Annotated in this window: 14 protein-coding genes; 1 reads left to right on the plus strand and 13 read right to left on the minus strand. The window is 64.1% G+C overall.

Annotated elements, in window-relative coordinates; genetic code table 11:
- The 10 genes from leuC to AWB72_RS07500 all read right to left on the minus strand — a co-directional run bounded on the left by leuC (position 1) and on the right by AWB72_RS07500 (position 10,863).
- On the minus strand, positions 1–1,431 hold the full coding sequence (gene leuC / locus AWB72_RS07455) for a 3-isopropylmalate dehydratase large subunit (protein ID WP_040049817.1): 1,431 nt from the start codon (positions 1,429–1,431) through the stop codon (positions 1–3).
- A 205-nt stretch (positions 1,432–1,636) separates the two neighbouring features.
- On the minus strand, positions 1,637–2,263 hold the full coding sequence (locus tag AWB72_RS07460) for a DAK2 domain-containing protein (RefSeq protein ID WP_040049816.1): 627 nt from the start codon (positions 2,261–2,263) through the stop codon (positions 1,637–1,639).
- Between the two features lie 13 nt (positions 2,264–2,276).
- On the minus strand, positions 2,277–3,287 hold the full coding sequence (locus AWB72_RS07465) for a dihydroxyacetone kinase subunit DhaK (protein ID WP_040049815.1): 1,011 nt from the start codon (positions 3,285–3,287) through the stop codon (positions 2,277–2,279).
- 35 nt (positions 3,288–3,322) lie between these two features.
- Positions 3,323–4,324 carry an ABC transporter permease gene (locus AWB72_RS07470; protein WP_040049814.1) on the minus strand — a complete coding sequence of 334 codons (1,002 nt, stop codon included), beginning with the start codon at positions 4,322–4,324 and terminating at the stop codon, positions 3,323–3,325.
- Positions 4,321–5,856, minus strand: a complete 1,536-nt coding sequence (locus AWB72_RS07475; protein ID WP_040049813.1) for a sugar ABC transporter ATP-binding protein — start codon at positions 5,854–5,856, stop codon at positions 4,321–4,323. Before AWB72_RS07475 ends, AWB72_RS07470 begins: the two co-directional genes overlap by 4 nt.
- 55 nt (positions 5,857–5,911) lie before the next feature.
- Complete coding sequence (locus AWB72_RS07480) at positions 5,912–7,039, minus strand: sugar ABC transporter substrate-binding protein (protein ID WP_040049812.1); 1,128 nt, start codon at positions 7,037–7,039, stop codon at positions 5,912–5,914.
- Between the two features lie 57 nt (positions 7,040–7,096).
- The gene (locus AWB72_RS07485) at positions 7,097–7,765 is read right to left on the minus strand and encodes a class II aldolase/adducin family protein (RefSeq protein ID WP_040049811.1); all 669 of its coding nucleotides are present in this window, start codon (positions 7,763–7,765) and stop codon (positions 7,097–7,099) included.
- Positions 7,762–8,841 carry an S-methyl-5-thioribose-1-phosphate isomerase gene (gene mtnA / locus AWB72_RS07490; RefSeq protein ID WP_040049810.1) on the minus strand — a complete coding sequence of 360 codons (1,080 nt, stop codon included), beginning with the start codon at positions 8,839–8,841 and terminating at the stop codon, positions 7,762–7,764. The genes AWB72_RS07485 and mtnA overlap by 4 nt, the downstream gene beginning before the upstream one ends.
- Positions 8,842–8,852: 11 nt before the next feature.
- Positions 8,853–10,121 carry an S-methyl-5-thioribose kinase gene (gene mtnK / locus AWB72_RS07495; RefSeq protein ID WP_040049809.1) on the minus strand — a complete coding sequence of 423 codons (1,269 nt, stop codon included), beginning with the start codon at positions 10,119–10,121 and terminating at the stop codon, positions 8,853–8,855.
- A gap of 46 nt (positions 10,122–10,167) precedes the next feature.
- A complete protein-coding gene (locus AWB72_RS07500) occupies positions 10,168–10,863 on the minus strand; it encodes a GntR family transcriptional regulator (protein ID WP_244285547.1) in 696 nt (231 codons plus the stop codon).
- Between the two features lie 365 nt (positions 10,864–11,228).
- Here AWB72_RS07500 and AWB72_RS07505 point away from each other — a divergent pair, with 365 nt between their 5' ends.
- Complete coding sequence (locus tag AWB72_RS07505; protein WP_040049807.1) at positions 11,229–11,939, plus strand: Crp/Fnr family transcriptional regulator; 711 nt, start codon at positions 11,229–11,231, stop codon at positions 11,937–11,939.
- On the opposite strand, the gene AWB72_RS07510 is transcribed toward AWB72_RS07505, so the two are convergent.
- From AWB72_RS07510 to AWB72_RS07520, 3 genes are read right to left on the minus strand one after another with little or no spacing between them, the layout of a single operon-like run.
- On the minus strand, positions 11,936–12,595 hold the full coding sequence (locus tag AWB72_RS07510; RefSeq protein WP_040049806.1) for an aspartate/glutamate racemase family protein: 660 nt from the start codon (positions 12,593–12,595) through the stop codon (positions 11,936–11,938). The genes AWB72_RS07505 and AWB72_RS07510 overlap by 4 nt on opposite strands.
- A gap of 29 nt (positions 12,596–12,624) precedes the next feature.
- On the minus strand, positions 12,625–14,148 hold the full coding sequence (locus AWB72_RS07515; protein WP_040049805.1) for a sugar ABC transporter ATP-binding protein: 1,524 nt from the start codon (positions 14,146–14,148) through the stop codon (positions 12,625–12,627).
- A complete protein-coding gene (locus AWB72_RS07520) occupies positions 14,145–15,056 on the minus strand; it encodes a sugar-binding protein (protein WP_374728883.1) in 912 nt (303 codons plus the stop codon). The genes AWB72_RS07515 and AWB72_RS07520 overlap by 4 nt, the downstream gene beginning before the upstream one ends.
- Positions 15,057–15,074: the final 18 nt, after the last annotated feature.

Raw genomic sequence — 15,074 nt, forward strand, 5'->3', positions numbered from 1 at the left:
TCAGGCTCCCAAGAGGCGACGCACATCGGTCAATCGGCCGGTCACGGCAGCGGCTGCCGCCATGGCCGGGCTCATCAGATGCGTGCGCACGCCGGGCCCTTGCCGGCCGACGAAATTGCGATTGGACGTCGATGCGCAGCGCTGCCCCGGCGAGGCGATGTCGCCGTTGGTGGCAAGGCACATCGAGCAGCCGGGAAAGCGCCACTGAAAACCGGCTTCGACGAACACGCGGTCCAGCCCTTCGGCCTCGGCTTGCGCCCGCACCTCGTGCGAGCCGGGCACCACCCAAGCCTCGACGCCCGATGCGATACGGCGTCCCCGCGCGACCTCGGCCGCGCTTCGCATGTCCTCGATGCGCCCGTTCGTGCACGAGCCGATGAACACGCGGTCGATCGCCACGCCTTCGAGCGTCACGTTCGGGGCCAGCCCCATGTAGTCGAGCGCCTTCGACATGGCCGCGCGCAAATCGGGATCGGCCTCTTTCGCGGGATCGGGCACGCGCCGGTCGATGGCGCAGGCGTATTCCGGCGTGGTGCCCCATGTCACCATCGGCGCGATGCCGCCGACGTCGATATGAATCTCCCGGTTGAAGCGCGCGCCGGGGTCGGTGAAGAGCGTGCGCCAGTGCGCCATCGCGCGGTCCCATTGCTCGCCCTTGGGCGCGTACGGACGCCCGGCGAGATACGCGAACGTGGTTTCGTCCGGCGCGATCATGCCGGCACGCGCGCCGGCTTCAATGGTCATGTTGCAGAGCGTGAGCCGGCCTTCCATCGAGAGACCGGCGATGGCGGACCCGGCGTACTCGATCACGTGACCCACCGCGCCCGCCACGCCGATGTGCGCGATGACCGCGAGGATCATGTCCTTGGCCGTGACGCCGGGGCCGCGCGTGCCGTCGAGCGTGACGCGCATGTTGGCCGACTTGCGTTGCCACAGGCATTGCGTGGCGAGGACGTGCGCCACTTCCGTCGCGCCGATGCCGAATGCGAGCGCGCCCATCGCGCCGTGCGTCGACGTATGGCTGTCGGCGCACACGACCGTCATCCCCGGCAGACTCAAGCCCTGTTCGGGACCGACCACGTGCACGATGCCGCGGCGCGAATCGTCCATGTCGAACAGCATGATGCGCGACTCGGCTGCATCACGCTGCAACGCATGAATCATGGCGCGCCGTTCCGGGTCGGTCACGGCGGACATGTCGTTGGCCGCGCTGGAAACATAGTGATCCGCCGTGCCGAAGATGCGCTCCGGCGAGCGCGGCTTGAGTCCGCGCTGGCGCAAGAGATCGAAGGACTGCGCGGTGACGTCGTGAATGAAATGGCGGTCGATGAACAGCAGGTCTTGTCCGTCGTCGCGTGACATGACGGTGTGATGCTTCCAGATCTTGTCGTAAAGCGTCTGCGGACCGTCCGCTCCGTGTTCGAATTGCATTGCTTCGTCTCGCTCCGTCAATGCGCCGCTCGCGAAGGCACGCCTTCGTTCGGCGAGTCAATGTTGTGGGAGCATGATGCGCCAGACGAAGCGCTTTGTACGTGGTATTTGGGAAAGGCACCATCGTCATTCGCGATGATGCCGCTCGTGGAAGGTGAAGGCGAAGGCGTGACGCTCGCGCGATGCAGCCGCCACGCCCCGGCCCTCACGCGCCTCGATCCACCGCCTGGCGCAACGCTTCGAGAAAGCGGACATATGCCGTCGCGCCCGGATCGGGATGCCCGACGCTGCGTTCCTGCACCCACGCCGCGCGACCCTTCTGCGACTGCATCTTCGCGGTCTCGGCCACGCGCTCCTTCGCCGTGGCGATCATCGCATCGAGCGTATCGGCCGCGCTTCCTTGCGATGTCTCCAGCACGTCGAGACTCGGCACCAGCGCATCGAGCACGGTCTTGTCGCCGACCTTGCTCTTGCCGCGTTCGACGATGCGCGCCGCCACCGCCCGCCCGATGCCGAGCGCGTCGTCGCGGGCGAGCGCGGTCTTGCCCTGCATCGTCTTCGCGGCGGCGAGCAGTCCGCCGCCCACCAGCGCGGCAAACGTCGACGGATTCGCGGTCGAGAACGCCTTGCCCGCCGCGAGCAGAACGTCGCCGATACCCGCTTCATCCGGCAACGCGCCGATGGCCTTCACGACCGCTTCCGATCCCGCGCGCACCGTGATGCCGAGATCGCCGTCGCCGAGGGCGGCGTCGAGATCGCGCAACTCGTCGGCATGCGCGGGAAGCGCGCTCAATGCGCGCGTCAGAACGTCGATCAATTCTTTCGTAGTCATTTCGGCATCCTTATCAAGCGCGCGTGCCTTCGCGGAAGAACGGTGAATGCGCAGGCGCGTCGAGCAGCGCTTCGAGTTCGTCGTCGAGCAGCATGACCGTGATCGATGCACCCGCCATCTCCAGACTCGTCACATACTCGCCGACATACGACCACGCAACTGTCAGCCCGTCATCGCCAATGATCTTCGCCGCGCGCCGATACAGCAGATACAGCTCTTCGAGCGGCGTCGCGCCGAGGCCGTTCACGAGCAGTGCAAGACGCGCACCCTTCGGCGCGGCGAGATCGTCGAGAATCTGGCGCATCAGCGTGTCCGCGATGCTGTCCGCCGACTGCAGCGCGCCGCGATGCGTGCCCGGTTCGCCGTGAATGCCGATGCCGATCTCCATCTCGCCATCCGGCAGCGTGAACGTCGGCTTGCCCGCTGCGGGGAGGATCGTCGGCGAAAGGCCCACGCCCATCGTGCGGCAATTCGCGTTGGCCTTCGCGCAGATGCGCGCCACTTCGTCGAGCGAATCGCCGCGTTCGGCCGCCGCGCCCGCGCACTTGAACGCGAACACCATGCCTGCCACGCCGCGACGGTCGGCTGCGCGTTCCTTCGGCGCGGATGCCACGTCGTCGGTCAGCACGACGGTCTTGATGTCGATGCCTTCCGCATCGGCGAGATCGGATGCGAGATCGAAGTTGAGCACGTCGCCGCCGTAATTGCCGTACACGTACAGCACGCCCGCGCCGCCGTTCACCGCCTTGGTCGCTTCGAGTATCTGTTCGGACGACGGCGACGAGAACACGTTGCCCACCGCCACGCCGCCGCACAAGCCTTCGCCCACATAGCCGAGAAAGCCCGGCATGTGGCCCGAGCCGCCGCCCGTCACAATACCCACGCGGCCTTGCTTCGGCGCATCGGCGCGAACGAGCGCGCGCTTGTCGGCGTTGGCCGCCTTGATCCATTTCGGATGCGCGAGCAACAAGGCATCGATGATTTCGTCGACGAAGGTTTCCGGGTTGTTGATGATCTTCTTCATTGCCGCGTCTCCTTGTTTTGCGTTGATGGCGTGCGTCACAGCTTTCTGCGCTGGCTCAATGCGTCGAGCAGGACCGCCGCGAAAATCACGCCGCCCTGAATGAACTGCGTCCAGAACGGATTCACGCCGAGCAGCGACAGACCGACGTTGATCACGCCGATCAGCACCACGCCGATGAACGTGCCGACGATCGACCCGCGTCCGCCCGCGAGCGACGTGCCGCCGATCACGATGGCCGCGATGACCTGAAGCTCGAGTCCGTTCGCCGCCGAAGGCAAGGCGGAGTTGAGCCGCCCCGCGAGCACGATGCCCGCAATGGCCGCCGTCACGCCCGCGAGCATGTACGTGAAGAACACGACGCGCCGCACCGGAATGCCCGCGAGCCGCGCGGCTTCCTGATTGCCGCCGACCGCGAACACCTGATGGCCGAAGGTCGTCTTGCGCAGCAGCACATGACCGATGACGAACACGACGAGCATCACGATCATCGGCATGGGCAGGCCCGCGATCGCCTTCGCGCCAAACACGGTGAACGCGTTCGGGAAATCGAACTTCGTGCGGCCGTCGGAGATGGCGAGCGTGAGGCCGCGCGCCATGGCCATCGCGGCGAGCGTGACGATGAAGGGCACGAGACGCAGCCACGAAATCGCGATGCCGTTGATCGCTCCGACCGCCGCGCCCGTCGCGAGCGCAATGAAGAGTCCGCCGATGCCGAGACCCACCGCATCCGGGCTTGATCCCGCCATGAAGGTCGCGGCGACCATGCCGCTCAGCGCGACGAGCGACCCCACCGAAAGATCGATGCCCGACGTGATGATGACGAACGTGCCGCCCACCGCCGCGATGCCGACGACGGACACCTGCACCATGATGTTGGTGAGCGTGCTCGTCGTCAGAAATTCGGGCGATGCGATCGACAACGCCACGCAGATGATGATGAGCGCGGCCAGCAATGGCCCGATGCCCGTTCTCAGTTGACGGATCACGCGGCGCGAGAGCGCTTCGGTGTCCGCCCGGTTGGCTGCCGTGGATGTCATGCGCCTGCTCCTGTCGTTGCCCATTGAATCACCGTTTCGGAGTCCGCCTTGTCGCGCGCGATCTCGGTCACGATGCTGCCGCGATACATCACGAGCACGCGATCCGACATGCCGAGCAGTTCCGGCAACTCCGAACTCACCATGATGACCGCCGCTCCCGCGCGCGCCATCTTCACCATATGCGCGTAGATCTCGGTCTTCGCGCCCACGTCGATGCCGCGCGTGGGCTCGTCGAGCATGATGACGGCGGGATTCGTCGCGGTGGCGCGCCCGAGAATGACCTTCTGCTGATTGCCGCCCGATAGCGTGCCCGTGATCTGCAGCACCGACGATGCGCGCACGCCGAAACGCGTGCTCGCGTCCTGCGCGAGCTTGCGCTTTCTCGCGCGGCTCACGAAGCCGCCGCTCGCGAGCGCCTTGAGGCTCGACAGCGCGACGTTCTCTTCGATGCTGGCATCGAGCACGAGCCCTTCGAGCTTGCGATCCTCGGACGTATAGACGAGCCCGTGGCGCACGCCTTCGGTCGGCGAATGATTCGTGACCTTCCTGCCTCTCACGGCGATCTCGCCATGCGTCGCGGGCAGCGCGCCGAAGATCGTCTTCAGCAACTCTGTGCGCCCCGCGCCCGCAATCCCCGCAATGCCGACGATCTCGCCGGCGCGCACCGTGAAGCTCGCGTTGCGCAGAATGGGCGCGCTCGCGAGATCGCGCACGTCGAGCACCACGTCGCCATAATCGCGCGGCTCCCACGGATAGAACGATTCGAGATTGCGCGCGACCATCGCCTGCACGAGCTCCGCTTCGGTCCATTCGGACATCGGGCGCGCGCCGACGGTCGCGCCATCGCGCATCACGACCGCCGAGTCGGCCAGCTCGAACACTTCTTCCAGATGATGCGAGATGAAGATGATGCCCATGCCCGCTTCCCGCAATCGACGCACGACCGCATACAGGTTCTCGATGTCGTGGCTTTGCAGCGCGGCGGTCGGCTCGTCCATCACGAGAATGCGGGCATCGCGCGCAATCGCCTTCGCCACTTCCACCAGTTGCCGCTTGTTGAGCGGCAAGTCGCCCAAACGCATCCACGGCGGCACGTTGTCGAGGCCCACGCGCGCGAGCGCTTCACGCGCCATCGCATGCGCCTCGCGCTGTCGCACGAAGCCGTTCCGCGCGGGCATGCGCCCGAGGAACAGGTTCTCCGCGACCGTCATGTCGTTGATGAGCGACAGCTCCTGATAGATGACGGCCACGCCCGCGTCGATTGCCGCATTCGTGCCGCGCGCGAGCGGCTGGCCGTCGATCTCGATGTCGCCTTCATCCGGCTCGTACGCGCCCGAAAGCGTCTTGACGAGCGAGGACTTGCCCGCGCCGTTCTCCCCGACGATGGCCATCACGTGACCCGCGTGCAATTCGAGGCTCACGCCGCGCAGCGCCTTCACGCCGGGAAAGCTCTTGACGATGCCCTGCATGCGCAGAAGCGGCGCCTTCGTGCTCGAGGGCTTGCGTGCCTGCGCTTCGGTTTCGACTGTCATGTTCGCATTCCGCTCGCGGCCGCGCGATGCGTGCACACGCGGCCGCCGGTTGGCCTTACTGCTTCACTTCCTCGGACCACAGGCCGTATTGCTTGACCGCATCCGAGTCGATGTTGGACTTGTCGATCAGCATGGTCGGCCACGCATAGTTCGCGGGCACGTCCTTCTTCGCGTTGTAGTCCGCGATGAACTGCAGCGACTTCGCCGCCATCTTGATGGGGTTCTGCGAGATGGTCGCGTCCTGCTTGCCCGCGCGAATGGCCGAGAGCGCCTGCGCGGTGCCGTCCGCGCCGATCACCATGATGTGCGCCTTGTCGTCGAGCGGCTTGTAGCGTCCCGCGTTGTCGATGGCCTTTTCCGCGCCCACCGTGTTGTCGTCATTCGCGCCGAACACCGCGTCGATCTGCGGGTATTTCTGCAGGATGTTGGTCATCGCGTTGAGCGACTTCTCCTGATCGAATGCGCCTTCCTGACGCGCCACGACCTTGATGTCCGGATACTTCGCGATCTCGTCGCTGAAGCCCTTCTCGCGGTCGGTCGCGGCCGTGGTGCCGACGAGACCGATCAGATCGACGACGTTGCCCTTCTCCGATCCGTAGCGCTTCTTCAACTGCTCCGCGATCCACTTCGCCGCCGTCTGCCCAAGCGCGACGTTGTCCGACGCGACGAACGACGTCACCTTGCCGCCGTCCGATCCGCGATCCAGCGTGAACACCGGAATGTTCATCTGATTCGCCTTCTCGACCGCCGGAATGATGGCCTTCGAATCGATCGGATTCAGCACGAGCGCGGTCACGCCCTGACTCAGCAGATTGAGCGCATCGTTGACCTGCTGTTGCGCATCGCCGTTCGCGTTGGTCTGCACGAGGTCGAAGCCCTGATCCTTCGAGCCGCGCTCGACGCCGGCCTTCAGGCCCACGAAGAACGCGTTGTTCAGCGTCGCGATAGAGAAGCCGATCTTCGGCTTCGCACCGTTCGATGCCGCCGCTGCCGGCGCGCTTGCCGGTGCGGCCGCCGGTGCGCTTGCGCTCGCGCTGTCGCTTGCGCGCTGGGCCGTGCTGCCGCCCGACGACGCGTTCTCGCTCTTGTTGCATCCCGCGAGCGCCGCTGCGCACAGCAGCAACGCGCCGGTGGACTTGCATAATGCGCCCCAACTATCGAACCGTGCCGAACTCCAGGCCATGACTGTCTCCTTTGTACGAGTTGTTCATTGCAGTGACTTGATGTCTTGTCGCGGATTTCAATCGTCCTTGCTGCGCTTGCCATACGTCTTGAATCTCTCCAGCACTTCATGCATCTGTTCGTCCGTTAAGACCGGCGGCGCGCCGAATTGCAACGCCAGCAAATACTGCCTCGCGAGCACCTCCACTTCATGCGCGAGCCACACTGCGCGCGAAAGATCCGCACCGAGCGCAACGACACCGTGATGCGCGAGCAGGCACGCGCGCCTTCCTTGGAGCGCGGCGAGCGCATGATCCGACAGCGCCTGCGTGCCGAACAGCGCATACGGCGCACAGCGAATCGATGTTCCGCCCGCCGCCGCGACCATGTAATGCACGGCCGGAATCTCGCGGCCATGCATGGCGAGCGCCGTTGCCGCCGTCGAATGCGTATGCACCACGGCATGCATGTCCGGACGCGCGCGCAGCAAGTCGCGATGGATGCGCCATTCCGATGAAGGCCTCGCAGTGCGAAGCACGTCGTCACTGTCGGATACGTCGAGCGGCAGATAGACGATGCTTTCCACGCTCAGCTCGCGCGCGGGCACGCCGCTCGGCGTGATGAGGAAGCCATCGAGCAAGCGCGCGCTGACGTTGCCCGACGTGCCCTGATTGATGCCGAGCCGTTCCATGTCGAGCGCCGTATCGACGATGCCCCGGCGCAGCGCGCCCTCATCCGCCGCGCTCATGCCGCGTTGCCCTCGGCGGCGAAGAGGCTCTTGAGCGAGCGTTCGAACGGCGCTTTCACGATCCCGCGTTCCGTGATGAATCCGGTGACGAGTTCATGCGGCGTCACATCGAAAGCGGGATTGCGCGCCTTGATGTTCTCCGGCGCGACACGCTGCCCCGCGAGATGCGTGACTTCGGTGCCGGACCGTTCTTCGATCTCGATGCGCTCGCCCGTCGCCGATGAAAAGTCCAGCGTCGATGACGGACACGCGACATAGAACGGAATGCCGTAATGGCGCGCGGCGATGGCGAGTCCCAGCGTGCCGATCTTGTTCGCGAAGTCGCCGTTGGCCGCGACGCGATCCGTGCCGACGATCACGAGATCCACCAAACCTTGCGACATGATCGACGCGGCCGCGCCATCCATGATGAGCGTGACGTCCACGCCCGCCTGTTGCAGCTCGAACGCCGTGAGGCGCGCGCCCTGCAATAGAGGCCGCGTCTCGTCGGCAAAGACGCTGAACGCGATGCCCGCGCGATGCGCCGCATAGATCGGAGCCGTGGCCGTGCCGAGCCCGGTCGTCGCGAGCGCGCCCGCATTGCAGTGCGTGAGCACGCCGTTGCCCGGCGCGATCAGGGACATGCCGTGCTCACCGATGCCTTCGCATAGCGCGATATCTTCTTCATGGATGCGCCGCGCTTCATCGACGAGCGCGTCGTAGAGCGCGGCGGAATCTTGCGCGTTGCATTCGCGCGCGCGCCTCGTCATGCGCCTGAGGCTCCAGCTCAGGTTCACCGCAGTGGGACGCGCGGTATCGAGCCAGGCCGCGCGCCGCTCCAGTTCCGCGCGAAACCCGGCGACAGGCAACCCACGCGCATCCTGCATCGCGACGCACAAGCCGTATGCCGCCGCCACGCCGATGGCAGGCGCGCCGCGCACGCGCAACTCGTGAATGGCGCGCCACACGGCGGCTGCATCGGTGACATGCTCCACGACGATCTCGTGCGGCAGGCGCGTCTGATCGAGCAGCAACAGCGTGTCGTCACGCCATTCGATGGTCGGGGCGAGCGTCGGGAACAAGGTCTGCGAATTCATTCGTGCTCCGGTCAGCGTTGTGCGATGGCGTCGTGCTCCACGTCGCGCGCGAGCAGGACGACGTGTTCGATATCGGTCAAGGCGGTTCGCTGCACGAGCAACGCTTCGGCGCAGCGCAGCGCGCGCACTTCGATTTGCGCGCGCAGTTCGGCATCGGGAATGCGCGTGATTTCCGCGACCTTCGCCATGCCGACGATGCGCCGGATCATCTTGCAGCCCGCGAAGCCGAGCGTGTCCGCGAGGAGCCGCCGCATGAAGTGCGCGCGATACGCATCGACCGCGCGGCTATCCGCCGATCCGCCGATGAAGGGCCGACCGCTGCGGCTTTCGTGATCGCGCCACAACGCGAGAAACTTCCCGCTGAAGCCGTTCCAGATGCGCACGGTCTGATCGAGCAGCCATTCCTGATACGCGGCTGGATCGCCGCCATTGAGCCGCCCGTGATAGTCGCGCGAGAAGTACGCGAGCAGCAGATTGGCGATCAGCGCGCCGATGTCGAAGCCCATCGGTCCATAGAAGGCGAACTCGGGATCGATGACATAGGTCTCGCGTTCGTTGACCATGATCGAGCCGGTGTGCAGATCGCCGTGCAGCAAGGTCTCGGCGTGATTCATGAACGCCCATTTCATGTCGGCCGCGGCCATGCGCAACGCGTCGTTGGTACGAAGGCGTTCGAGCGCCGACTTCGGCAACGCCGGACTGTAGACGTTGGACGGATGATCTTCGAACGGAAACGTGAAGACGAGGTCTTCCGTGATCTTGCACAGCTCGGCATTGACCGCGCCGCTCATCGCCTGCTTCTTGATGTCCGGCGCGAGGTACAGATCGGAGCCGAAGAAAAGCGTCTGCGCGAGATAGGTCGAGAGATGCTCGGCCATCAGCGGATACGTGACGCCATCCATCAATCCATGCCGCAGGATGCGATGCGACGAGAGATGCTGCATGACCATCAGGAAGCGCTTGCCGTCGGCGTGATAGACCTGCGGCACGTGCTGCGGACAGAGCGCGCCGAAGCGGCGCAACGCCGCGACTTCATGATCCATGCGCTGGCATGACAACGGCCAGTTCTTGCCGACGAGGCGCAGAAACGGCGGCGCCTGCTTGACGACGACACTGCGCTCGCGCGCCTTCGTATTGGTCACGAAGTACACGAAGTTCAGATTGCCGTCGCCTACTTCGACGATCTCGAGATCGGCGGGATCGCCCAGGCGATCGCGCACCTCGGCGATGCCACCCAGGTAATCGGCGAGCGCCGATGCGGTGAATGCTTCGAACTCCATCGGTGTCTCCTCCGATGTGTGATAGCGCGCGGCTCATCGAAACGCTTCAGCGACGTTTGCGCACCAGGTCGAACTTGAAGATGCTCGCGTTGTAGTAGTCGTTGCTATAGCAGAGCGGCTGGCCGCTCTGATCGAAATCCACTTCGTCCAGCAGCAGAAACACACCGAAGCCATCGCCCAGTTCGGGCAGGTCGCGCGGCGTGAGAATGGTCGGCTGTATCGACGTATGCGTGTGCGACAAGCGCCGCCCGGTACGCGCGAACATGCCGAACAGCGACTCGCCCAGCTCACCATTCGCGGCATCGAAGAGCGTCTTCGGAATGGTGTCGATGCAATATGCCGCGATCGCCTCGTTCGCGCGACGCACGCGCTCGATGCGTACACATGCGTCGCCCACCGCGATGCCCAGCTTCTCCGCAAGACTCTCCGATGCCGCGATGGTGTCCGTCTGAATGCGGCTCGTCGAGGGTACTGCGCCCACGCTCTTGATCATGTCGGTCACGGACATCAGATCATCCAGCCCGCCGTGCAGCTTGAGCGAAATTTGTCTGATGAACGTGCCTCTTCCCTGCACGCGTTCGAGCAGCCCGTGCGAGATCATCTGGGCGACTGCTTCGCGCAAGCTGGAGCGCCCGACCCCGAGCAGCTCGCATAGCTCGATTTCCGTGGGAATCTGGTCGCCGGGCTTGAGCTTGCGCTCGCGGATCATCGTGAGAAGCGAGTCCTGAATCTTGTCGCTCATCGACCGTTCGACGCTTAGACGCATAGTGCTCTCGCAGGTGGCCTGGCGTGAAATATACATCCGACGTCTGATGTTTTTTCTAGGGCTTTCCCGTAGGTGCTTAGTATTTGCCAGTGAGTTTTTTATTTCGCACACGCAGCAATTTCACTCATGCAGCGACGCCGCTCCTGGTGCTCGCGGCTGCCGCAATGCAATAAAGCGGGTTTTTATCTCTCAGCACGATGTGCGGTAAAACACACTCGCCGCCCATGCGCGAAAGAAAGTTCGGTGGGTAGAATGAGCGCGTTTTTCGGCAAGGCTCCTCATGCGATCGGTCAAGCGCGCGCTGAGAGCGTTGATCGAAAGGAAACCTTAAGGAGACGGCAATGTGGTTTGTCGGCAAGAGCGAACTGCTTTCTCTCATACAGCGACATTGCCTCGACGAGGTAATGCCCGCCTTCAGCGACCATCGCACGCTGCGCAAGAACAGCATCGTTTATCGTCCGGACGAATCGAGCGAGCATGTCTATCTGCTCAAGAGCGGCAGCGTCAGGCTTTACCGGCTGACCGAGGACGGCCAGGAAATCACGCTTGCCTTCGTCAAGGCAGGCATGATCTTCGGCGATGGCGACGTGCTCAATCAGGCGAATTACTCGCATCACGCGCAGACGCTCGCGCCGAGCATGGTCTGCTATATCCGCAAGCAGGACTTCAAGGATCTGCTCAAGCGCTATGACGTGATCAACCAGTTCGTGCTGCGCAACCATTATCTGCGCTGGCAGGAAGCGCAGCAGTTGATCGAGAACCTTTCGCTGCACGATGTGCGCAAGCGGCTCACGAACATACTCGTGATGTTCTCGGGGCAGGTCGGCACCGCGTGCGATTACGCCGAGCATGGCGATGCGATCCTCATCGATTTGCCGATCGCGCAGGACAAGCTCGCGGAATTCATCGGCACGTCGCGCGAATCGGTGAACCGGCACTTCAGCGATCTCCGGGCCGAAGGTCTCGTCGATATGCGCGAACGCAGGATCGTGTTGACGCCTGCATTCGTTTCGCGTTTCATCGGCAGGACGCAGGCGCTCGCGACCGTTTAAGCGGCGCCCGTCAGTGCACGTCTGACCGCCGCAACGCCGCTCTGCGGACTCGATAAAACCGGCACCGGCAGCGAGCCGAGCGCGGGTACGAGCCGCGCCATCGACACTTGCGCGAGCACGATCACATCGACATGACCGGCGAGTTCGATGATCGCGCGCGTCACGATGTCGTCGTGCCGGGCCGCGTCGCCTGCGAGCAATGCGTCGAAGGCGCCTTGCGCGATGCATTCGGTGACATCGACTTCGCGCCCCTCTTCCGCCGCCTTCCGGCGAATGAGACGGACCGTCGGTTCGAGCGTCGTCGATACCGTCGCGACCACGCCGATACGCGCACCGAGGGCGCTCGCGGCTTCGGCCATCGCTTCATCGACCTTCACGATGGGCGTGCGAATGAGTCCGCGCAAAACATCCGTCGCTTCGCCGACCGACGAACACGCGTTCAGAATGATGTCCGCGCCCATGTCCTGCGCGCTCGACATGTACGCATAGAGACGCCGGCTGACTTCGGGCGTGAGGCGTCCGGCCGCGCGCACGTCGGCGAGCAGGCTGTCATCCACGATGTTCACCACGCGCGCATCGGGCATCTGCTCCGCGAATTGCACCTTGAGCGGCTCGACGGTCACGGGGCCGGTATGCACTACGACGATCTTGGTCATGTTTCGCTCGACTGTTCTTCGGTTGGGAATCAGGCCGTGGCAAGCGCCATCACTTTCTCTTGCGAGGCTTCCGCGCGGCGCAGCTCTCCGCTGATGCGTCCCTCGCGCACGGTCAGGATGCGATCGCTCACGGAGAGCACTTCCAGCAGATCGGATGAAATCACGATCACGCCGATGCCCTGCGCCGCCAGCCGCGCGATGAGCGCATGCACTTCCGCTTTCGCGCCGACGTCGATGCCGCGCGTGGGTTCATCGACGATCAGCACTTTCGGATTGCGCGCCACCCATTTGGCGATGACGATCTTCTGCTGATTGCCGCCGCTCAGATTCACGACCTTCTGTTCGACGCCAGGCGTCTTGATGCCCAGCATGCGCACATATTCCATGCAGCTCGCACGCTCGCGCGCATGCTGCACGAACTGGAACGGCGAATAGCGCGAAAGATGCGTGAGGCTGAAGTTCTCGCGCACGCTCATGCCGAGCACGAGACCCTGCGCCTTGCGATCCTCCGTCACGAAGCCGATGCCCGCGCGAATCGCATCGTGCGGATTGCGAATGGAGACCGGCTTTCCTTCGATCAGGATCGAACCCGTCGATGGACGCATGCCGAAGATCATCTCCATGATTTCGGTGCGCCCCGATCCCACCAGCCCGGCAATGCCCAGCACTTCGCCGCGATGCAGCGTGAAGCTGATGTCGCACAGGCGCGCATCGGCGGGCTTTCTTGCCTTGAGCGACAGATCGCGTACGTCGAGCACCGGCTCTTCGCTCGCGTGCGATTGCGGTTCGCCGTATAGCTCGCTCAGTTCGCGGTCCACCATCTGGCGCACGAGCGTTTCGCGCGTGACCTCCCCAATGGGCATGGTGCTGACGGTGCGGCCATCGCGCAGCACGGTCACGCGGTCCGCCAGTTCGAAAATCTCTTCGAGCCGATGCGAGATGTACACGACCCCGATGCCTCTTTCGCGCAGGCGTTTCACGAGTCCGAGCAGCACGCTGGTTTCGTGATGACTGAGCGATGCGGTCGGCTCGTCCATGACGATGACTTTCGACTGCGCGGACAGCGCCTTGGCGATCTCGATCATCTGCCGCTGGCCGACGCTCAGATCGCTCACGCGCATCGCGGGATCGACGTCCATGTCGATCATGCGCAGGACGTCGCGTGCTTCGCGATACATGCGCGCACGATCGATGAGGCCGAAGCGCGTACGCGGCTCTTTCGCGAGAGAAATGTTCTCGCCGACCGTCAGATTTTCGACGACGGCCAGTTCCTGATAGATGATGTTGATGCCGAGCGCACGCGCATGATGACTGTCCGCGATCATCACTTCGCGTCCTTCCACGACGATGACGCCACCGGGATCCGGCGCATGCACACCCGTCAGCACCTTCATGAGCGTGCTCTTGCCCGCGCCGTTCTCGCCCGCGAGCGCGAGCACTTCGCCCGGATAGATGTCGAGGTCGACGCGGTCCAGCGCCTTCACGCCGGGGAACGTCCTCGATATGCCGCGCATCGTCAGGAAAGGTGTCGCGCGATCGCGGGCGTCCGTCATTTCGTGTAGCTGCCGATGTTGTCCTTCGTCACCACCGTCACGCCCGTGTCGATGTCTTTCTCTTGCGTCTCCTTGCCCTGAATTTGCGCGACGAGATGCTGAACCGCGAGCGAGCCCATCGTCACCGGCCGCTGCACCATGATGCCCTGGATATAACCTTCCCTCAGACCCTTCAGCGTATCGGGCAGATCGTCGAAGGCCAGCACTTCGAGCTTGCCTTTCATCGCGCCGAATTCCTTCGTATTGAGCACCTTCGCCACCGCCGGCCCGCCGACCTGACTCACGCCGAAGATGCCGTTGAGATTCGGATGCGCGCGCAGCGTCGTTTCCACGACCGACACGCCTCGCGCGAGATCGTCATCCGTGCCTTGCGTTTCGACTATCTTGATGCCCGGATACTTCGCCAGGCCCTTCTTGATGCCCGAGATGCGCTCGTTGAGGTTCACCGCGCCGAGCTGTCCGGTGATGATCGCCACTTCGCCCTTGCCGTTCAACGCGTGTCCCATCGTGTCCGCCATCGTCTCGCCGGCCTGCACGTTGTTCGTGCCGATGTACATCGAACGCCCGCTGTTGGGCGAATCGGAATCGTAGGTCAGCACTTTCACGCCGCTCTTGGCAGCGCGCTTCATCACGCTTTCGACCGACTTCGGCTCGTTCACCGAAATGGCAATGCCATCGACGTGACGCGAGATCAGATCCTCGATGATCTGCACCTGTGTCGAGCCCTGCGTGTTCTGCGGCACGACCCACTGATACTTGACGCCCGCCTTGTCCGCGGCCGATTGCGCGCCCTTGTTGCAGTCGTCGAAGAACGGTACGGCCACCTTCGGTATGACGGCGACCGAGATGTCCTTGGCTTCCTTCGCGTTCGCGGCGTTGCCGAGCGCGGCGCACAGCGAAAGCGCCATGCTGGCGATGATCTTCGG

Source organism: Caballeronia concitans, from assembly GCF_001544615.1.
In the GTDB taxonomy this organism is placed as follows: Bacteria; Pseudomonadota; Gammaproteobacteria; order Burkholderiales; family Burkholderiaceae; genus Caballeronia; species Caballeronia concitans.

Bases quoted from the DNA above. Each gene is read 5' to 3' on its own strand.
- leuC (WP_040049817.1), bottom strand. From the start codon at position 1,431: ATGCAATTCGAACACGGAGCGGACGGTCCGCAGACGCTTTACGACAAG.
- AWB72_RS07510 (WP_040049806.1), bottom strand. From the start codon at position 12,595: ATGACCAAGATCGTCGTAGTGCATACCGGCCCCGTGACCGTCGAGCCG.
- mtnA (WP_040049810.1), bottom strand. From the start codon at position 8,841: ATGAATTCGCAGACCTTGTTCCCGACGCTCGCCCCGACCATCGAATGG.
- AWB72_RS07470 (WP_040049814.1), bottom strand. From the start codon at position 4,324: ATGACATCCACGGCAGCCAACCGGGCGGACACCGAAGCGCTCTCGCGC.
- AWB72_RS07500 (WP_244285547.1), bottom strand. From the start codon at position 10,863: ATGAGCGACAAGATTCAGGACTCGCTTCTCACGATGATCCGCGAGCGC.
- AWB72_RS07475 (WP_040049813.1), bottom strand. From the start codon at position 5,856: ATGACAGTCGAAACCGAAGCGCAGGCACGCAAGCCCTCGAGCACGAAG.
- AWB72_RS07465 (WP_040049815.1), bottom strand. From the start codon at position 3,287: ATGAAGAAGATCATCAACAACCCGGAAACCTTCGTCGACGAAATCATC.
- AWB72_RS07520 (WP_374728883.1), bottom strand. From the start codon at position 15,056: ATGGCGCTTTCGCTGTGCGCCGCGCTCGGCAACGCCGCGAACGCGAAG.
- AWB72_RS07480 (WP_040049812.1), bottom strand. From the start codon at position 7,039: ATGGCCTGGAGTTCGGCACGGTTCGATAGTTGGGGCGCATTATGCAAG.
- AWB72_RS07505 (WP_040049807.1), top strand. From the start codon at position 11,229: ATGTGGTTTGTCGGCAAGAGCGAACTGCTTTCTCTCATACAGCGACAT.
- AWB72_RS07460 (WP_040049816.1), bottom strand. From the start codon at position 2,263: ATGACTACGAAAGAATTGATCGACGTTCTGACGCGCGCATTGAGCGCG.
- AWB72_RS07515 (WP_040049805.1), bottom strand. From the start codon at position 14,148: ATGACGGACGCCCGCGATCGCGCGACACCTTTCCTGACGATGCGCGGC.
- mtnK (WP_040049809.1), bottom strand. From the start codon at position 10,121: ATGGAGTTCGAAGCATTCACCGCATCGGCGCTCGCCGATTACCTGGGT.
- AWB72_RS07485 (WP_040049811.1), bottom strand. From the start codon at position 7,765: ATGAGCGCGGCGGATGAGGGCGCGCTGCGCCGGGGCATCGTCGATACG.